Below are 17,703 nucleotides of genomic sequence, written 5' to 3'. Positions count from 1 at the left end.
ATTTTCAACTAGTAAAGCTTACAAATGCTTTTCCCAAATACGCAATGATATCGCTAGCAATAAACGACTGATAACCCGTTTCAGGTAATGCAATATCTGCTGTTAAACCGTGTAGGTAAACGCCCAAAATAGCCGCATGGATGGGTTCATAGCCTTGGGCTACCAAACTGGTGATAATTCCCGTAAGCACATCGCCGCTACCTGCAGTTGCTAATGCTGGATTGCCTGTGGTGTTTTCATAAACAAATGTGCCATGAACAATTTTGGTAGGTGCTCCTTTTACCACAACAATCACGTCGTGTTTCAAAGATAATTGCACCACTTTATCCAACATCTCGGCTTCCGATTGCCAAGTGCCAATTAGGCGTTCTAGTTCTTTTGGGTGTGGCGTTAAAATGGCATGCTTAGGCAACAAATACAACCATTCTTTATTGTTTGATAAAATATTGATAGCATCGGCATCGATTACCAATGGAGCTTCGTTTATTTTTAAAAAATTATGAAATCCGAATTGCGTTTCTTGGGCTTGCCCTAACCCCATTCCTATTCCGATAGCGTTGGGCTTAATGTCAAATGCTATTTGTTGGATGAATTCCTCGGAATCGTCGGTGATGACCATCGCTTCGGGAAAGGCGCTTTGTAAAATAGTATATCCACATTTGGGAATGTACGCTGTAACCAAGCCACAACCACTTTTTAAAGCGGCTTTGCTCGACAAGCACACCGAACCCATTTTGCCATAACTTCCGCCTACGAGTAAGGCATGACCTTGTAAACCCTTGTGGGTATCGACAGCAATTGGTTTGAGAATCTGCTGTATGAACGTTGGCGTAACTACTTGATGTAAAAGCATGATTGTTTTCTTATAAAGTTACGAAAAAATACCATTTAAAAATCAGTAATTGCTATAAAATACGATGCCCTAGCCCAGATAGTAACGAAAAGCTTTGTACCGGAAATCTTGAGGATTTCTTGGCCTAAAAAAGCGACTAAAGAAGCTCTTTTTTGGCCTTAGAAAGACCAAGATTTACAAGCAAACTTGCAGTGAATAGCTGGAAAAAGCTACTGAAATAAATATTTCAAGATTTATTATTTTTAGTTACTTTAGCCACTCGAACAAACTAACATACATTATAATGAAAAATACAGCTTTAACGCACGTTCACGAAAAATTAGGAGCCAAAATGGTACCGTTTGCCGGCTATAATATGCCTGTACAATACGAAGGAGTAAATGCAGAACACGAAACCGTGAGAAACGGTGTAGGAGTTTTTGATGTTTCGCACATGGGTGAATTCTTTTTGAAAGGTGAAAATGCTTTGGCTTTGATACAAAAAGTGACGTCTAACGATGCTTCTAAATTGGTGGATGGTAAAGCGCAATATTCGTGTTTACCGAATAACGACGGTGGCATTGTAGACGATTTGATTGTATATAAAATTGCAGACAACCATTATATGTTGGTGGTCAATGCTTCTAACATTGAAAAAGATTGGAATTGGATTTCGTCGCACAACGATTTGGGTGTGGAAATGATTAATGCTTCAGATGATTATTCGTTATTGGCGATTCAAGGTCCGAAAGCAGCAGCTGCCATGCAATCGTTGACTTCGATTGATTTGTCCAACATGCCGTATTATTCGTTTCAAATTGGTGATTTTGCAGGATTATCTGATGTTACCGTTTCGGCTACAGGATATACCGGTTCGGGTGGATTTGAGATTTATTTTAAAAACGAAGATGCCGAAGCGATTTGGAATAAAATATTTGAAGCTGGAGCTGCCTTCGGAATCAAACCTATTGGTTTAGCGGCTCGCGACACCTTACGTTTGGAAATGGGATTCTGTTTGTATGGTAACGATATTAACGATACGACTTCACCACTAGAAGCTGGTTTGGGTTGGATTACCAAATTTGACAAAGAATTTACCAATTCAGCTAATTTAAAAGCACAAAAAGAAGCCGGAGTGACTAAGAAATTAGTGGGTTTTGAATTGATTGAAAGAGGTATTCCGCGTCACGATTATGAAATTGTAGATACTAATGGCAATACCATTGGAATTGTAACTTCCGGAACTATGGCGCCTTCATTGGGTAAAGGTATTGGAATGGGCTATGTAAAAACCGATTTTGCTGCTGTTGATAGCGACATTTTTATCAAAATTAGAAACAACAATGTTGCGGCTAAAGTGGTGAAAATGCCGTTTTACAAAAAATAATTTCCTCACAAAATAGCAGCACTTTTATGGTTTGGTTAACACCTAAAAGTGCTGTTGTTTTTTTAAATAGAAAGAATTGAAAAAAATACTATTGTTTTTATTGTTACTTCCAGTAGTTTTTTTTGCGCAAAGCGAAAAGAATCCGTGTGAAACGCTAACAAAAATCAATGCTTTAATTCAAGAGAAACACTACCAACCCAAACCGGTTGACGACAGTCTTTCGGTGTATGTTTTCAAGACTTTTTTAAGCCAATTGGACGACGACAATAATTTATTTCTTGAACCCGAAATCACGGTTTTAAAAAAGCACCAATATCAAATTGACAATTATCTTAAAACTAATAATTGTAGTTTCTTAGACGAATTGTGGCAAGCTTATAACAAAAGTATTGATCGCTACGAAAAAGTTATTGCTACCATCAAAAAAGAGCCTTTTCCGCTAAGCAGCACCGAAGTCATGCATTTTTCTAAAAAAGCGTTTCCCTATTCTAAAGATGAAAAAGAAATGAAAACGGCTTACCGAAAACGACTGCTTTTTGATATTTTAAAAGAGGTAGCGGAAACGAGCAAAAATAAAGATTCGCTTACGGTTAATTTCAATTCGATAGCCGCCCAATCAAAAGTAAAAATATTCGACTCATATGAATGTAAAACATCAAGTTACCGATTATCACGAAAAGATTTTAACACCAAATTCTTTTCGGTATTTTGCTCGTATTTTGATCCGCATACCGAATATTTCACTGATACTGAAAAATCAAATTTTCTATCACAAGTTAGTGCCGACAATTTAACCTTCGGACTGTTTTTATCTATTAATGATAAAAGTGAAGTAACCGTTGATGATGTAGTGCCCGGCAGTTCGGCTTATTTTACCGAAAAAATTGACGCTGGTGATTTGTTACTTAAAATTAAAGCCAAAAACGAAGAATACAACATTACCTGTTCGTCGATGGACAACGTTTCAAAAATCATCAATTCCTCTGATTATAAAAATGCCGATTTTACTTTGAAGAAAAAAACAGGAGAAACGTACAGCGTTAGTCTGGAAAAGAAAATAATGAAAGATTACGACAATAATGTATACAGTTATATCTTGGAAAAAGACGGTAAAAAAACGGGTTATATTAAAATTCCGAGTTTTTATGCCACTTTCGAAAATGGAAAAACCAACGTGAGTGATGACGTGGCTAAAGAGGTGTATAAACTTCAAGAAGATCATATTGACGGATTGATTATTGATTTGGAAAATAACGGTGGTGGTTCTATGGATGAAGCCATAAAATTAACCGGACAATTTATTGATATTGGTCCAGTAGCCATTATGAACGATCGTGAAGGCAAAAAAGAAATCCTAAAAGACTTGAATCGTGGTATGTTGTATTCGGGACCATTAGTAGTCCTGATCAATGGTTTTTCAGCCTCGGCGAGTGAGTTTTTCACCAATGCTATGCAAGATTATAATCGTGCGGTTATTGTGGGTAATCAATCGCATGGAAAGGCATCGATGCAACAAATTTTGCCACTATCGGAAGATAAAAACCCTACTGAATTTGTAAAACTTACGCTTGAAAAATTTTATAGAATTACCGGAAAAAGCAATCAAAAAACAGGTATTACTCCCGATGTGTTTATCCCGACACTATTTGACAAACAGATGCCGCGAGAAAGCAGCCAACCCACTGCCTTAGAAAACGGTACCATTACATCAACACTGCGGTATACTAAAGTTGTAAATAACAATCAGAAAGCTATTGAATGGAGTAAAAAGCGCATTTCGGAAAGTGTAGATGCAAAAAAGCTTCAGGATTTGGACAACCGAATTAATGCGTTATACGACACTGTTTTGCCAACTATTCCGCTACAGTTTTCAAAAGTATTTGATGAAGTATACAGAATCAATAGCATTTGGAAAGAAATTGAAGCCGTAAACGAAACCGAATTTCCCATAACGGTTGAACGCAATTCAACAGATGTTGAATACCAGCAATTTGACGACTATGTAAAAACCAACAACAAAGAAAAAATTAAAGCCATTAAAAGTAACCTTCATATTATAGAAGCAGTCAATATTATCAACGATTTAAAACAATAAACCATGAAATTAAAAGTCGTATTTATTTTACTACTAGTAACGCAATTGCAATTAGTAGCCCAAGAATTTAAAACACCAGTAGACTATTTGACATTTATCAATAAAGAGCAAGGAATCATTTCTAAAAGCACTTGGAAATATACTCAAGCGGTAGCGCATTCTAAAAGTGCGCGAAGAATAGATGTCACTCGCAAACAATTGGTTAAAAGTATTGAGGCTTCGATTGTGAAAATTGCTGCTTTAAAAGAAGGTTACAAAGGCGATGTCGAATATAAAAACCAAGTCTTACAGTATTTTGACATTTGCAAAAAGAATCTGAATGAAGAATACGATAAAATTATCAATATGCAAGAGGTTGCAGAACAATCGTATGATGGTATGGAAGCCTATTTATTGGCTCGAGATTTAATCAATGAAAAATTGGATTCAGAAAATGCAAAAGCAACCGCAGCATTCAACACTTTTGCTCAAAAATACAACATCAAAGTTTCCAATGAAGATTCAGAGTTGAGTAAGAAAATGAAAATTTCTAATGAAGTATTTGATTATCATACCGCTTTATATTTAATTTTTTTCAAAGCCAACTTTACCGATGGAAATTTATCAAAAGCCATTGAAAAGAAAGATTTAGGTGCGATTCAGCAAAATGCCAATACCTTAATTCAATATGCCGATGAAGGATTGGAAAAATTAAAAACCATAGCGCCATACAACAACGATGCTTCAATTTTGGATGCCACCAAAAAAGTATTGGAATACTACAAAAAAGAAGCTCAAGACTATGTTCCTAAACTAGTCGCTTTTTTAATGTTCAACGACAAATTTGAAAATGCTAAAAAGAGTATTGAAACTAAATCTCAAGCCAATAGAACCAAAGAAGAAGTAGATAATTATAACGAAATGGTAAAGCAAGTCAACAAAGAAATTGACAAGTACAACAAAGCCAACAACGCTAATTTTCAAGAAAAAAGTAACGCTGTAACTACTTGGAATGAAACGGGTAATCTTTTTATCTCAAGTCATGTTCCTGAAAATTAATTTTGACCACATAAGATTTGTAAAAATAGAATTATAGCTTATTTTTGCACACTGAAAATAGTTAGTAAATAATTTTTAAAATGTTGAACGTTCAATTGTGAATGTTGAATATTGAAATAGATAAAAGAAATGGGAAGAGCATTCGAATTTAGAAAAGGTAGAAAAATGAAACGTTGGTCGGCAATGGCCAAAGCGTTTACTCGTATTGGAAAAGATATTGTAATGGCGGTTAAAGAAGGTGGACCAAACCCAGAAGCCAACTCACGTTTGAGAGCAGTTATGCAAAATGCCAAGGCTGCAAACATGCCCAAAGAAAACGTAGAACGCGCCATTAAAAAAGCAACTGATAAAGATACAGCCAACTACAAAGAGCAACTTTTTGAAGGCTATGCACCACACGGAATTGCACTTTTAATCGAAACTGCTACCGATAATAATAACCGAACTGTTGCTAATATTAGAAGTTACTTCAACAAATGCAATGGAACAATGGGAACACAAGGTTCGGTTGAATTTATGTTTGATCATACCTGTAACTTCAGAATACCAAACAACAATGTGGATATTGAAGAAATGGAATTGGAATTCATTGATTTTGGTGCAGAAGAAATTTTTGCAGACGAAGACGGCATTCTAATCTATGCTCCTTTTGGAAGTTTTGGTGCGATTCAAAAAGAATTAGAAAACCGTGGCATCGAAATTTTGTCTTCTGGTTTTGAACGAATCCCACAAGTTACCAAAAAATTAACGGCTGCCGAAATTGCCGATGTAGAAAAACTTATCGAAAAAATTGAGGAAGACGATGACGTAATGAACGTATATCACACGATGGACGAATCAGAATAAATTTAATTTTAAGCTATTCAATATAAACTTCAAGGAAACTTGAAGTTTTTTTTATGCTTTATTTTTATAATAATCAATTAATTACAAAAGAGAATAAAAATATTTACTCTTTTGTTTGTAACCTTTTAACAAGTATATCGTATAATTAGAGATTTTAAAATGTAATCCTATTCTAAAATGACACAAAGGTGTTGTAACTTCAAAATGTGATTCAAAATGTAATTTGAATTCCGAGTACTATATAAGTGAATTTACACTATTTTCCATAGACTCTTTTTAAAATCAAAAACACAATAAATAAACCTTAATTACTATAACATGACATCAATTTTTACGTATTGGTGGGTATTCTTAATTGTTTTATCCATTGTTCTTTACAAATTTGTTCTTAGAGTTTTCTTCGGAATGGTTATCGTTCCTGAAGATAAAATTGGTTTAGTGACCAAAAAATTCGTACTTTTTGGAGCCGACAAATCGTTGCCTGATGGTCGAATTATTGCCACCAAAGGTGAAGCGGGTTATCAAGCGCAAACCCTAGCTCCGGGTTTATATTGGGGAAAATGGATATGGCAATATGCCGTTGATATGACCTCATTTACTATCATTCCAGAAGGGAAAATCGGATTGGTATTGAGTAAAGATGGGAAAGAAATCCCAACAGGTAGAATTTTAGCGCGTAAAGTCGATAGCGATAATTTTCAAGATGCTTCAGCATTTTTAAATAATGGCGGACAAAAAGGGCGTCAAACCGCATTTATCACAACAGGTTCGTATCGTATCAATACATTTTTGTTTGAAATCGTAATGGCCGATCAAATCAAAATTTTTGAAAATATGGTGGGAATCGTTACTGCCTTAGATGGTGAACCTATTCCGCAAGGGCAAATTGCTGGTAAAAATGTTGAAAATCATAACAACTTTCAAGATTTTGATAAATTTTTAGAAGCTGGTGGAAATCGTGGATTGCAACCCCAAGTAATGTTAGCTGGTTCGTATTACATCAATTCTTGGGCTACGCAAATTGAGCAAATTCCGATGACGGATGTGCCAATTGGGTATGTAGGCGTTGTGATTTCTTATATAGGTGAAGATGGACAAGACGTTACTGGTGAGCATTTTAAACACGGAAACATTGTATCTAAAGGACAACGTGGTGTTTGGATGGAGCCACTAGGTCCAGGTAAATATGCATTAAACAAATACACAACCAAATTAGAGCCTGTTCCAACCACCAACTTGGTATTGAACTGGGCAGATGCCAGAAGTGAATCGCACAACTTAGACCATAATTTGTCGACCATTACGGTACGTTCAAGAGATGGTTTCCCATTCAATTTGGACGTTTCTCAGATTATTCACGTGCCTGCTAACGAAGCACCAAAAGTAATTGCACGTTTTGGTAGCATGACCAACTTAGTTTCTCAAGTATTGGAGCCTACTATTGGTAACTACTTTAGAAACTCGGCGCAAGAAAGTGATGTGATTTCATTCTTAAGTACTCGTAAAGAAAGACAAGAATCGGCTCGAAATCATATTAAAGTGGTTTTAGATGAATACAATGTGAATGCTGTAGATACTTTAATTGGTGACATTGTTCCACCCGATTCATTGATGAAAACATTGACCGATAGAAAAATTGCCGAAGAAGAGCAAAAAACGTATCAAACCCAAAAAATGGCGCAAGAACAACGTCAAGGTATGGAAAAAGAAACGGCTATTGCGGATATGCAAAAAGAGATTGTTCGTGCTTCTCAAAGTGTGGAAATTGCACAACGTACTGCCGATGCTACCGTTAAAAAAGCAGAAGGTGATGCTACTAGTTTGAAACTGAATGTTAACGCAGAAGCGGAAGCTACCAAAATGAGAGCGAATGCAGAAGCAGAAGCAACTAAAGCAAGAGCTGGTGCACAAGCAGAAGCTACCAAATTGAATGCTAGTGCCGAAGCGGAGAAAATTTCTAAAACTGGTTTGGCTGAAGCGGAGAAAATCATGGCAATTGGTAAATCAACAGCAGAAGCATATCAATTACAAGTATCTGCAATGGGTGGTGATAACTTTACTAAATACAAAATCACTGAGGAAATTGGTAAAGGAAACATTAAAGTAATTCCAGATATTTTAATCTCGGGAGCAAATGGTTCTGAAGGCGGCATTAGTGGATTATTAGGTATGAAACTCATGGAAATGATGGACACCAAAAATGACAAAGACGAAACCAAAAAGAAATAAGTAGTTTCTAAATAAATGAAGATCCGTTTTGTGAAAGCAAAGCGGATTTTAATTTATAAAAAGAGTTAATACATAAATTATTTGATTACCAAAAATTATTTATTTTTAACCAATCCCAACCTTTCTAGAAAAAAATACCTCTACTTAAGAAACTAAATACTACAAAATGGAAAAAATTCATATTCAAATTGATAAACCATGCTCTGAGAATTTTAAAACCTTTAAAAAAACTGTTGAAGGTGGTTTCTGTAATTCATGTAAAAAAAACGTTATAGATTTTACTAAGATGAAAGACCAAGAAATTATTGAATACTTTAGCATTAAAAAAAGTAAGACCTGTGGATTATTTCTTGATTCCCAATTAAAGAATTTTTCTAATCAAAATCTTTCATCAAATGGAACGAAGTCATCTGCTTTCGTTTCAAGTATTTTTAGCCTTTCTCTAATATCACTTTTATCTCTAACTAATGTTTATTCACAAGATAGAACTAATTTAAAGGAAACCATAAAACTAGAAAATGATGTTACGAAGCAAGATTCAAATTCGGTGGATTCAAATAAAAAAATTACAGTTAATGGAATTGTTTCTGATAAAATAGGACCATTACCAGGAGCTACAGTTTATTCAAAAAAATACAATATAGGTACACAAACTGATTTTGATGGGAAATTTACTTTTCCAAAACAATTAGAAACTGGTGACTTACTATTGGTGACTTACATTGGTTACAAAGATCAAGAAATTAAAATTTCAACCGAAAACAATTCTATATCAATGAGTTATGATGTTAAGCTCGATAATAGTCAAATGGTTATGATGGGCGCTGTAACTACAAATAAAGTTTATAAATCTAAACGAACCATTCTTCAAAAAATAAAATCTTTATTTACAAATGATTAAGTGGATTTTAGGGGTTATTACGCTATTTAGTCAATTAAATGTTGAGGCACAAATTTCAGATTTTAAAAATGTTGATTTTAAAAATGCTGATAATATAGCTTACAATTATAAAGGTAATGATTTGTCCAATTTACCTGAACTTACGTATAATCTGACTCATAATCTGACTACTGATGTTGAAAAATTTAGAGCTATTTATACTTGGGTATGCACCAATATCAAAGCGGATCATGATAGTTATCTAAAAAATAGTACCAAAAGAATTAAATATCAAAATGATAGTTTAAAACTAAACAAATGGAATGAAACTTTTAGTAATCAAGTTTTTAAAAAATTGTTAAAAGAAAAAGAAACAGTTTGTACTGGTTATGCTTATTTAGTGAAAAAAATTGCCAATTTGGCAAATCTTAAATGTGAAATAATAAATGGTTTTGGGCGAAATGAAAGCTCATTAACATCAGAATATAAATTACCTAATCACTCGTGGAACGCAGTTCAACTCAACAATAAATGGTATTTGTGTGATGCCACATGGTCCAGTGGGGCTTACAATTTAAATTCCTATAGGTTTGAATTTAAATATAGTGACGGGTATTTTTTAGCCGATCCTGAATTGTTCGCAAAAGATCATTTTCCTATAGATGAAATATGGCTTTTAAAAGATGAAAAAACATTATTTTCTGATTTTTTAGAAAACCCAATAATTTACGATAATGCATATAATTTCGGAATTATTCCAATAGTACCATCTAAGATGCATATAGAAGTTGAGCGAAATAGAGATACTTCATTCATCATAAAAGATTTAAAAGGCAATGATATTAAAGCTATTTTTCTGCAAATCAATTATGGATCTAGCGTTGAATACATAAAACCTAAAATAGAATTCTTAAAAAATGATGAGATACAAATTACCTATTCTTTTACTAAACTTGGTACCTTTGATGTGCACATTAATTTGGGCTCTAATCTTATCTGTTCTTATGTTGTCAAAGTTAAAAAGAGAATGTAGCTATTTTTCAAAGTAGAAAGAGTGTATCTAACTAAATGAAAATCCGTTTTGTGAAAGCAAAGCGGATTTTTTTTCACAAAACTTTATCATTTGTATACAAAATTTCATTTTGGATAATACTTACTTTTGTTAAAATTTAAACAAATGGCTCGATTTCAAGAAAATGATTTACCTAAAGCAAAACTCAATGCAAGTACTTTAAGTAAAGCACTTGTCATATTCAAATATGCTAACAACCACAAATGGAAATTCTATTTGGGTTTGGTTTTTCTTTTATTAACTGGTGGCACTGCCCTAGCCTTTCCAAAATTATTGGGAATGTTGGTAGATTGTGTGAATGCTAAAGATTTAGTCAAAGCTAAAAATATTGCTATCGGGTTAATGGGAATTTTATTGTTACAATCGTTCTTTTCCTTTTTTAGGTTATCCCTGTTTATCAATTTTACCGAAAATACCTTAGCCAACATTCGTATTTCATTGTACAGCAATTTGATAAAGCTACCAATGACATTCTTTTCGCAAAAACGTGTAGGCGAATTGAACAGTCGTATCAGTTCTGATATTACTCAAATACAAGATACATTAACTACCACTATTGCTGAATTTTTACGTCAGTTTATTTTGATCATTGGTGGTATTATTTTTCTAGCAACTATCAGTTTAAAACTCACCTTAATGATGCTTTGCATTGTACCTGTTGTGGCTGTAGCTGCTGTAATTTTTGGACGATTTATTAGAAAATTTTCTAAAAACGTTCAAGATCAAGTAGCCGAAAGTCAAGTCATTGTCGAAGAAACATTACAAGGTATTACCAACGTAAAAGCCTTTGCCAACGAATGGTATGAAATTGCGCGTTATAAAGGCAAAATTAACGATGTGGTTAAACTCGCAATTAAAGGCGGACAATACCGAGGGTATTTTGCCTCGCTCATTATTTTTTGTTTGTTTGGTGCTATCGTTGCAGTGGTTTGGTATGGTGTGAGTTTGTGTATTAGTGGGGAAATTAAAGGCGTTGGAGAATTAATATCCTTTGTATTATACTCTACTTTTATCGGAGCTTCTTTTGGTGGTATCGCCGAATTGTATGCTCAAATTCAGAAAGCTGTGGGTGCAACCGAACGTGTTTTTGAACTATTAGATGAAACTCCAGAAAAAATTAACGCAACACAAAATCATTCTGTCGAAAAAATAAAAGGAAATGTGTCTTTTAAAAATGTATCTTTTGCTTATCCATCACGACCAGAAATTCAGGTTCTAAAAGATGTGAACTTTTCGGCAAACTTTGGTCAAAAAATTGCCCTTGTGGGTCCGAGTGGTGCTGGTAAATCAACCATATCTTCACTCCTATTGCGTTTTTATGATATTGATGGTGGACATATTTTAATTGATGACAAAAACATCTACGATTATGATTTGGAAAACCTTCGTGGTAATATGAGTATTGTTCCGCAAGATGTGATTTTATTTGGCGGAAGCATTCGTGAAAATATTGCTTATGGAAAACCAAACGCTACCGAAGAAGAAATTCTGACTGCCGCTAAACAAGCCAATGCTTTGGATTTTGTTAACGGTTTTCCTGAAAAATTTGATACTTTGGTTGGTGAGCGCGGCATCAAATTATCAGGCGGTCAACGCCAACGTATTGCTATTGCACGAGCCTTATTGAAAAATCCAAGTATTTTGATTTTAGACGAAGCTACTTCTTCATTAGACAGTGAAAGTGAAAAATTAGTGCAAGAAGCTCTAGAAAACTTAATGCAAGGAAGAACAAGTATCATTATTGCACACCGACTGTCTACCATTAGAAGTGCCGATGCTATTTTAGTATTAAATGATGGAAAAATTGCCGAAAGCGGCACGCATAAAGAGCTTCTTGAAATAGAAAATGGTATTTATAAAAATCTAAGTAATTTGCAATTTAGTGAGTATTAAGACTTGTCTTAAAGTAATCCTAAAATAGAGGTAAATCGCTATTCTACCATTTGGTTTGGTTAAATTTGTAATTAAATCAATTGTAATGCAGTTTATCAATACCTACAAAAATCAATTTAGCGTTTTAAAAAAAATAGTTATTGCTTCTCTATTGATTGGATTTTTGGCTTCTTTTCTTGCCATTTGTTTAAAACGAATTACAGAACATTACGAATCTATTCTATTTTTAAAGGCTAATTCAAATGTGATTTATTATTTTCTATTTCCGTTATTCGGATTGACCATACTATATTTTTTGAGAAAATATGTATTCAAAAACAAAGAGAATAAAGGAATTAAAGAAATTTTTGAGAGCCTTTCATCTTCTAAAAAATTACCTTTATATAAAATTCCATCTCATTTTATAAACGGATTATTAACCGTTATTTTTGGTGGCTCTACCGGAATAGAAGTTTCTACCGTTGTCGCTTCTGCAACAATTGGATCGGTGGCGCAGCAAAAAAGTGGTTTTTTAAACCAATACAAAACCGAGTTCATATGTGCTGGAGTTGCCGCCGGAATTACCGCTTTGTTTTGCAGTCCAATGGCCGGAATATTATTTGCTTTGGAAGTTATTTCAAGGAAAATCAACCAAATATTTTTACTAACCACTATTATTGCTGTTTCAGTAGCTTCGGGTTTAACTTTTTTACTAGACGACCCCACTTTATTTTCAATTTCAATCACCACTTGGCATGCATATGCTATTCCCTATTTCATTCTTTTAGGAATCTTCGCTGGAGCAAATTCTGTTTTACTTACAAAAAGTGTCTTGTTCTTCAAAAATAAATTCTCTAAAATTGAAAATGCATTTTATAGAATTGGCATTGCTGCAGTAATTCTTGGGATAACCATACGTTTTTTTCCGAGACTTTACGGAGATAGTTATCACGGAATAAAAGAAATTGTTGCTCATCCAAATACAACGTTTACCATCACATTTTTTATTTCAATAATTGGGATTCTAATCCTAAAACCTCTTTTAACTTCGGTAACATTAGCTTCTGGTGGCGATGGTGGTGTGTTTGCTCCAAGCATTGTCATTGGTGCTTTTCTAGGTTTTTTTGTAGCTACATTTGTAAATACCTTTTTTCATGCCAATGTGATTCCAATTAATTTTATCATCATCGGAATGGCTGCTTTATTGAGTGCGAGCATTCACGCACCTTTTACTGCTTTATTTTTGGTCTGTGGCATTACAAATGAGTATACGTTGTTTTTCCCAATATTGATGGTTTGTTTGGTTTCTAAATATACTGCAAAATGGATTTACCCTTATACCGTTTATTCGTATTCTTTAAAACCATCGTAAAAAAAAATCCCAAGTTAAAAACTCGGGATTTCAATATTATTTCAACTTTCTTCGTTGGCGTTCGGCTTTCAGTAAATTCAATTCTCTACTGGTTTGGCCAGCAACCGAAGTGTTTTCTTCAGCTCTTCTAATTAAGTATGGCATCACATCTCTAACAGGTCCGAAAGGCAAATACTTGGCAACGTTGTATTGATGATCAGCTAAATTATAACTGATGTTATCACTCATTCCGTACAATTGACCAAACCAAATTCGGCTATCATTTTTAGAAATTCCGTTATCAGATAACATTTCCATCAACTTATACGAGCTTTCTTCATTGTGCGTTCCAGCAAAAATTGCCATAGCATCAATGTGCTTCATCATGTAATCAATTGCGGCATTGTAGTTGTCATCTGTGGCTTGTTTAGAAGCGCAAATTGGTGTTGGATAACCACGTTCTTCAGCGCGCTTGTGCTCTTTTTCCATATAGGCGCCTCGAACAATTTTCATTCCGATGTGGAATCCTTTTACTTTAGCTCTTTCGTGTAATCCTTTCAAATAATCCAATCGATCCCAACGATACATTTGTAAAGTATTGAAAACAATGGCTTTTTCTTTATTGTATTGTACCATCATTTCTTCTACCAAATCATCGGCGGCATCTTGCATCCAACTTTCTTCGGCATCAATTAATAAAGCAACATCTTTATCATGTGCTGTTTTACAGATGGTTTCAAAACGTTCCCTCACTTTGTTCCATTCGATTTGTTCGTCGGCAGAAAGTGGTTGCTTTGCTCCTACTTTTTCGTATAAATCTAAACGACCGACACCTGTTGGCTTGAATACCGCAAACGGAATCGCTTGACGTTCTTTAGCAAATTCAATGGTTTTTAACGTCATTTTTAATGCTGCATCAAACTGCTCTTCTTCTTCTTTTCCTTCCACCGAATAATCTAAAACCGAAGAAACACCTTTGGTATACATTTTATCTACCACTGAAAGACAATCCATTTCGTTTACACCACCACAAAAATGATCAAAAACGGTGGCTCGAATCAATCCGTCAACCGGCAAATGTGCTTTTAAGGCAAAATTGGTAACGGCAGTTCCAATGCGAACTAACGGCTCGCTTGCTATCATTTTGAAAAGAAAATAGGCTCTATCTAATTCGGTATCACTTTTTAAAGCAAAAGCAACTTCAGTATTGTTGAAAATCGTATCCATCAGAATAGTATTAATTATGCAAATATAATCAGAGTTTGATAATATTTTTTATGATTTTAGCCATAAATTCCTGTAAATTTTATTTTTATCATAATCGGAAGCTTGTTTCTCAATATTGAAATAACGATTGCCTCTAGGATCATTCCCTACTCCAGCCAGATACGCCCAATTGCCCCAATTGCTACACACATCATAATCAATTAATTGCTGCTCAAAATAAGCGGCACCAAAACGCCAATCGAGTTTCAAATCGTTACATAAAAAACTCGCTACATTCTGACGACCACGATTGCTCATAAACCCAGTAAGTTTTAGTTCCAGCATGTTGGCATCTACAAAATCAATTCCGGTGTTACCATCAATCCATTCTTGCAATAGATGTGCGTTATGCTTGTTTACAGGGATTCCTTTATTTTGAATACCCGCTTGTTGGAAGAATTTGACGTTGTATTTTTTCATCATAAATCGGAAATAATCGCGCCATAGTAATTCGAAAACCAACCAATACGTAGATTCATTGGCTCCAAATTCTTGTTCGTATTTTTTCAATTCTTGATAGATAAATCTGGGCGAAATACATCCCAAAGCCAACCAAGCTGAAAACTTAGAAGAATAATCGGCACCAACCAAACCGTTTCGGGTTTCCTTGTATTCTGAAATGCATTGGGTTTCATAAAAGTAATGATTCAATCGAGCAATGGCTTCGGTTTCGCCACCTTTAAAAACTAATGCTGCACGAGAATCTACAGCTTGAAATGGTAACCCTAATGCTTCCAATGTTGGAAGTACGATTGGTTCCATTTGAGGTGATTTTATTTGAAGTGGTTCTTCAAAAGAAGGCCTAATCACTGCATCTTTTTCTGTTTTTTTTCTAAAATTAGTAAAGACATCCGGAATATCTTTTATTGAAAATGGTAAATCTTCTGCATGATATAAGGTACTTGTACTGAACGTTTGCAACTCACATTTTAATTTGAATAAGGCTTCTTGAACTAAAACCTCAGTTTGTTTTTCTTCATAAGACACTTCACGTTTTGCAAACACTTTAGTGGCTTTGTAATGTTGAACAATCTTAGGAATTTCAACTTCAGGTTTCCCTTTTACAACGATTAATCCTGAACCTATTGCTCTCAAATTTTTATCTAAATCGAGAAGCGATTCTAACAAAAATTGCGCTCTAAAACTGCCTGTTTTTTGGAAACCAAAATCGGTTATGCCAAATTGTGATTCATCAAAACAATACACCGGAATAATGGAATCGCTTTGTGTAATTGCCTTGATGAGGGTTTCGTTATCGTGCAATCGTAAATCGGTTTTAAACCAAACTACTGTAGTTCTCATAATTCATTAATGTTTTTTAAATAATAATTGGCTTGTTCTAATAAAGCTGTTTTGTCTTCGGGTTTCATTTTTCGCCAAACGTTGTACATCATTCCGATGCGCGGATTGGAAGCTAATTTGGATTCATTTCTGTCGTAAAAATTCCAATACAAACTGTTAAACGGACACGCTTTGTCTCCTGTTTTCAACGCTTTTTTATAAAAACAACTGCCACAATAGTGACTCATTTTATCGATGTAGGATGCCGAACTCACATAGGGTTTGGTTCCTACAATACCACCATCGGCAAACTGACTCATACCGCGCGTATTGGTAATTTCAACCCATTCAAAAGCATCCATGTATATGCCAAGATACCAAGCGTCTACTTCATCGGGATGTACTCCAGCTAAAAGCGCAAAATTTCCGGTAATCATCAAACGCTGAATGTGGTGCGCATATCCGTAGTGCAACGATTGATTGATGGCGTCTTTCAAACAATTCATTTTGGTTTTTCCGGTCCAAAACCAATCGGGCAATTTTTCTTGATTGTTGAAAAAATTCAAATTTGCATAATCGGGCATTTGATGCCAATAAATGCCTCGCATGTATTCGCGCCAACCAATTATTTGACGTACAAAACCTTCCAATTGATTAAATTCTATTTCGCTGGGACGTTTTTTCCATTCCAGAATGCATCGATCAATTACCTCTTGAGGCGAAATCATTTTTACATTCATTGAAAAAGAAATACGAGAATGGTACATCGACCATTCGTTGGGAGACATGGCATCTTGATAACTTCCGAATAATGGTAAACATTCAGTTGCAAAAAAGTCTAATAAATCTAAAGATTGTGTTCTATTGATGGGCCAAACAAAATTTTTAGCATCAATAGTTCCAATGGTTTTTACATCTGTTATTGATGTTTCATCATAAACTTGAGAAACATCATTATTGAAAACCAAAGGAGTAATTGGTTTATGTTCTTTGGGTAATTTTTTTCGGTTATCGCTATCGTAATTCCATTGCCCGGTAAGTGGTTGATCGCCTTCCATTAACACATGGTGTTTCTTACGCATAGCACGGTAAAAACTTTCCATCAAAAACGTTTTTTTGCCGTGAAAAAAATCACCCAATTCGTTTCTAGTAGTAAAAAAATGCTCCGAATCTACCACAGCACTTGAAATTGAAATGGCGTTACAAAGTTCCTTCAAAACAACATCTACCCGATATTCGTCGGGCAATAGGTATTCAAAATGGGTAAACTGATGTTTTGAAATAAGCTCTTGAATATTTTTATCAAATGATTGGAGGTTATTTTTATCATTCAAATGAAAGTATATCAACTGATGTTTATTGGATTGCAATTCGGCTGCAAAAGCGCGCATAGCCGCAAAAATTCCGACTATTTTTTGAATGTGATGTTTCGCATAATCGGTTTCGGAACGAATTTCCATCATCACATAAGTGACCGAATCATCAACCGTTCTAAACCAAGAATGATTGCTATTGAGTTGATCTCCGAGAATTAATCGTATCGTTTTTGACATA

The 17,703-nt window shown here is 34.6% G+C and carries 13 protein-coding genes; 9 read left to right on the top strand and 4 right to left on the bottom strand.

What is annotated here, in order from left to right; all coding sequences use genetic code 11:
* Window positions 1–4: 4 nt before the first annotated feature.
* Window positions 5–853, bottom strand: coding sequence for an NAD(P)H-hydrate dehydratase (locus ACODSI_RS00260; RefSeq protein ID WP_488914827.1), 849 nt, complete (start codon window positions 851–853; stop codon window positions 5–7).
* Between the two features lie 283 nt (window positions 854–1,136).
* On the opposite strand from ACODSI_RS00260, the gene gcvT reads away from it, so the two are divergent.
* The 9 genes from gcvT to ACODSI_RS00215 all read left to right on the top strand — a co-directional run bounded on the left by gcvT (window position 1,137) and on the right by ACODSI_RS00215 (window position 13,623).
* Entirely contained in the window at window positions 1,137–2,219 is a 1,083-nt protein-coding gene (gcvT, locus tag ACODSI_RS00255; RefSeq protein ID WP_488914826.1) for a glycine cleavage system aminomethyltransferase GcvT, read from the top strand.
* 76 nt (window positions 2,220–2,295) lie between these two features.
* Entirely contained in the window at window positions 2,296–4,314 is a 2,019-nt protein-coding gene (locus tag ACODSI_RS00250) for a S41 family peptidase (RefSeq protein WP_488914825.1), read from the top strand.
* 3 nt (window positions 4,315–4,317) lie between these two features.
* Window positions 4,318–5,352 carry an LIC11966 family surface protein gene (locus tag ACODSI_RS00245; protein ID WP_488914824.1) on the top strand — a complete coding sequence of 345 codons (1,035 nt, stop codon included), beginning with the start codon at window positions 4,318–4,320 and terminating at the stop codon, window positions 5,350–5,352.
* A gap of 129 nt (window positions 5,353–5,481) precedes the next feature.
* Window positions 5,482–6,198, top strand: coding sequence for a YebC/PmpR family DNA-binding transcriptional regulator (locus ACODSI_RS00240; RefSeq protein WP_488914823.1), 717 nt, complete (start codon window positions 5,482–5,484; stop codon window positions 6,196–6,198).
* A 318-nt stretch (window positions 6,199–6,516) separates the two neighbouring features.
* Window positions 6,517–8,427: an SPFH domain-containing protein gene (locus ACODSI_RS00235; protein WP_488914822.1), complete on the top strand. Its 1,911-nt coding sequence runs from the start codon at window positions 6,517–6,519 to the stop codon at window positions 8,425–8,427.
* 166 nt (window positions 8,428–8,593) lie between these two features.
* Window positions 8,594–9,328 carry a carboxypeptidase-like regulatory domain-containing protein gene (locus ACODSI_RS00230; RefSeq protein ID WP_488914821.1) on the top strand — a complete coding sequence of 245 codons (735 nt, stop codon included), beginning with the start codon at window positions 8,594–8,596 and terminating at the stop codon, window positions 9,326–9,328.
* On the top strand, window positions 9,321–10,340 hold the full coding sequence (locus ACODSI_RS00225) for a transglutaminase domain-containing protein (RefSeq protein WP_488914820.1): 1,020 nt from the start codon (window positions 9,321–9,323) through the stop codon (window positions 10,338–10,340). Before ACODSI_RS00230 ends, ACODSI_RS00225 begins: the two co-directional genes overlap by 8 nt.
* Window positions 10,341–10,484: 144 nt before the next feature.
* Window positions 10,485–12,272 (top strand): ABC transporter ATP-binding protein, encoded by a 1,788-nt coding sequence (locus tag ACODSI_RS00220; protein WP_488914819.1) that lies wholly within the window; start codon window positions 10,485–10,487, stop codon window positions 12,270–12,272.
* 85 nt (window positions 12,273–12,357) lie between these two features.
* The gene (locus ACODSI_RS00215; protein ID WP_488914818.1) at window positions 12,358–13,623 is read left to right on the top strand and encodes a chloride channel protein; all 1,266 of its coding nucleotides are present in this window, start codon (window positions 12,358–12,360) and stop codon (window positions 13,621–13,623) included.
* A gap of 36 nt (window positions 13,624–13,659) precedes the next feature.
* On the opposite strand, the gene ACODSI_RS00210 is transcribed toward ACODSI_RS00215, so the two are convergent.
* The 3 genes from ACODSI_RS00210 to ACODSI_RS00200 are packed head-to-tail and all read right to left on the bottom strand — an operon-like array spanning window position 13,660 to window position 17,702.
* A complete protein-coding gene (locus ACODSI_RS00210) occupies window positions 13,660–14,829 on the bottom strand; it encodes a proline dehydrogenase family protein (RefSeq protein WP_488914817.1) in 1,170 nt (389 codons plus the stop codon).
* A 48-nt stretch (window positions 14,830–14,877) separates the two neighbouring features.
* Window positions 14,878–16,170, bottom strand: a complete 1,293-nt coding sequence (locus ACODSI_RS00205; RefSeq protein ID WP_488914816.1) for a DASH family cryptochrome — start codon at window positions 16,168–16,170, stop codon at window positions 14,878–14,880.
* Window positions 16,167–17,702 (bottom strand): cryptochrome/photolyase family protein, encoded by a 1,536-nt coding sequence (locus tag ACODSI_RS00200; protein ID WP_488914815.1) that lies wholly within the window; start codon window positions 17,700–17,702, stop codon window positions 16,167–16,169. The genes ACODSI_RS00205 and ACODSI_RS00200 overlap by 4 nt, the downstream gene beginning before the upstream one ends.
* Between the last annotated feature and the right edge of the window lies 1 nt (window position 17,703).

This window comes from Flavobacterium sp. FG139 (assembly GCF_057809695.1).
This window is presented reverse-complemented; position numbering and strand designations above follow the sequence as displayed.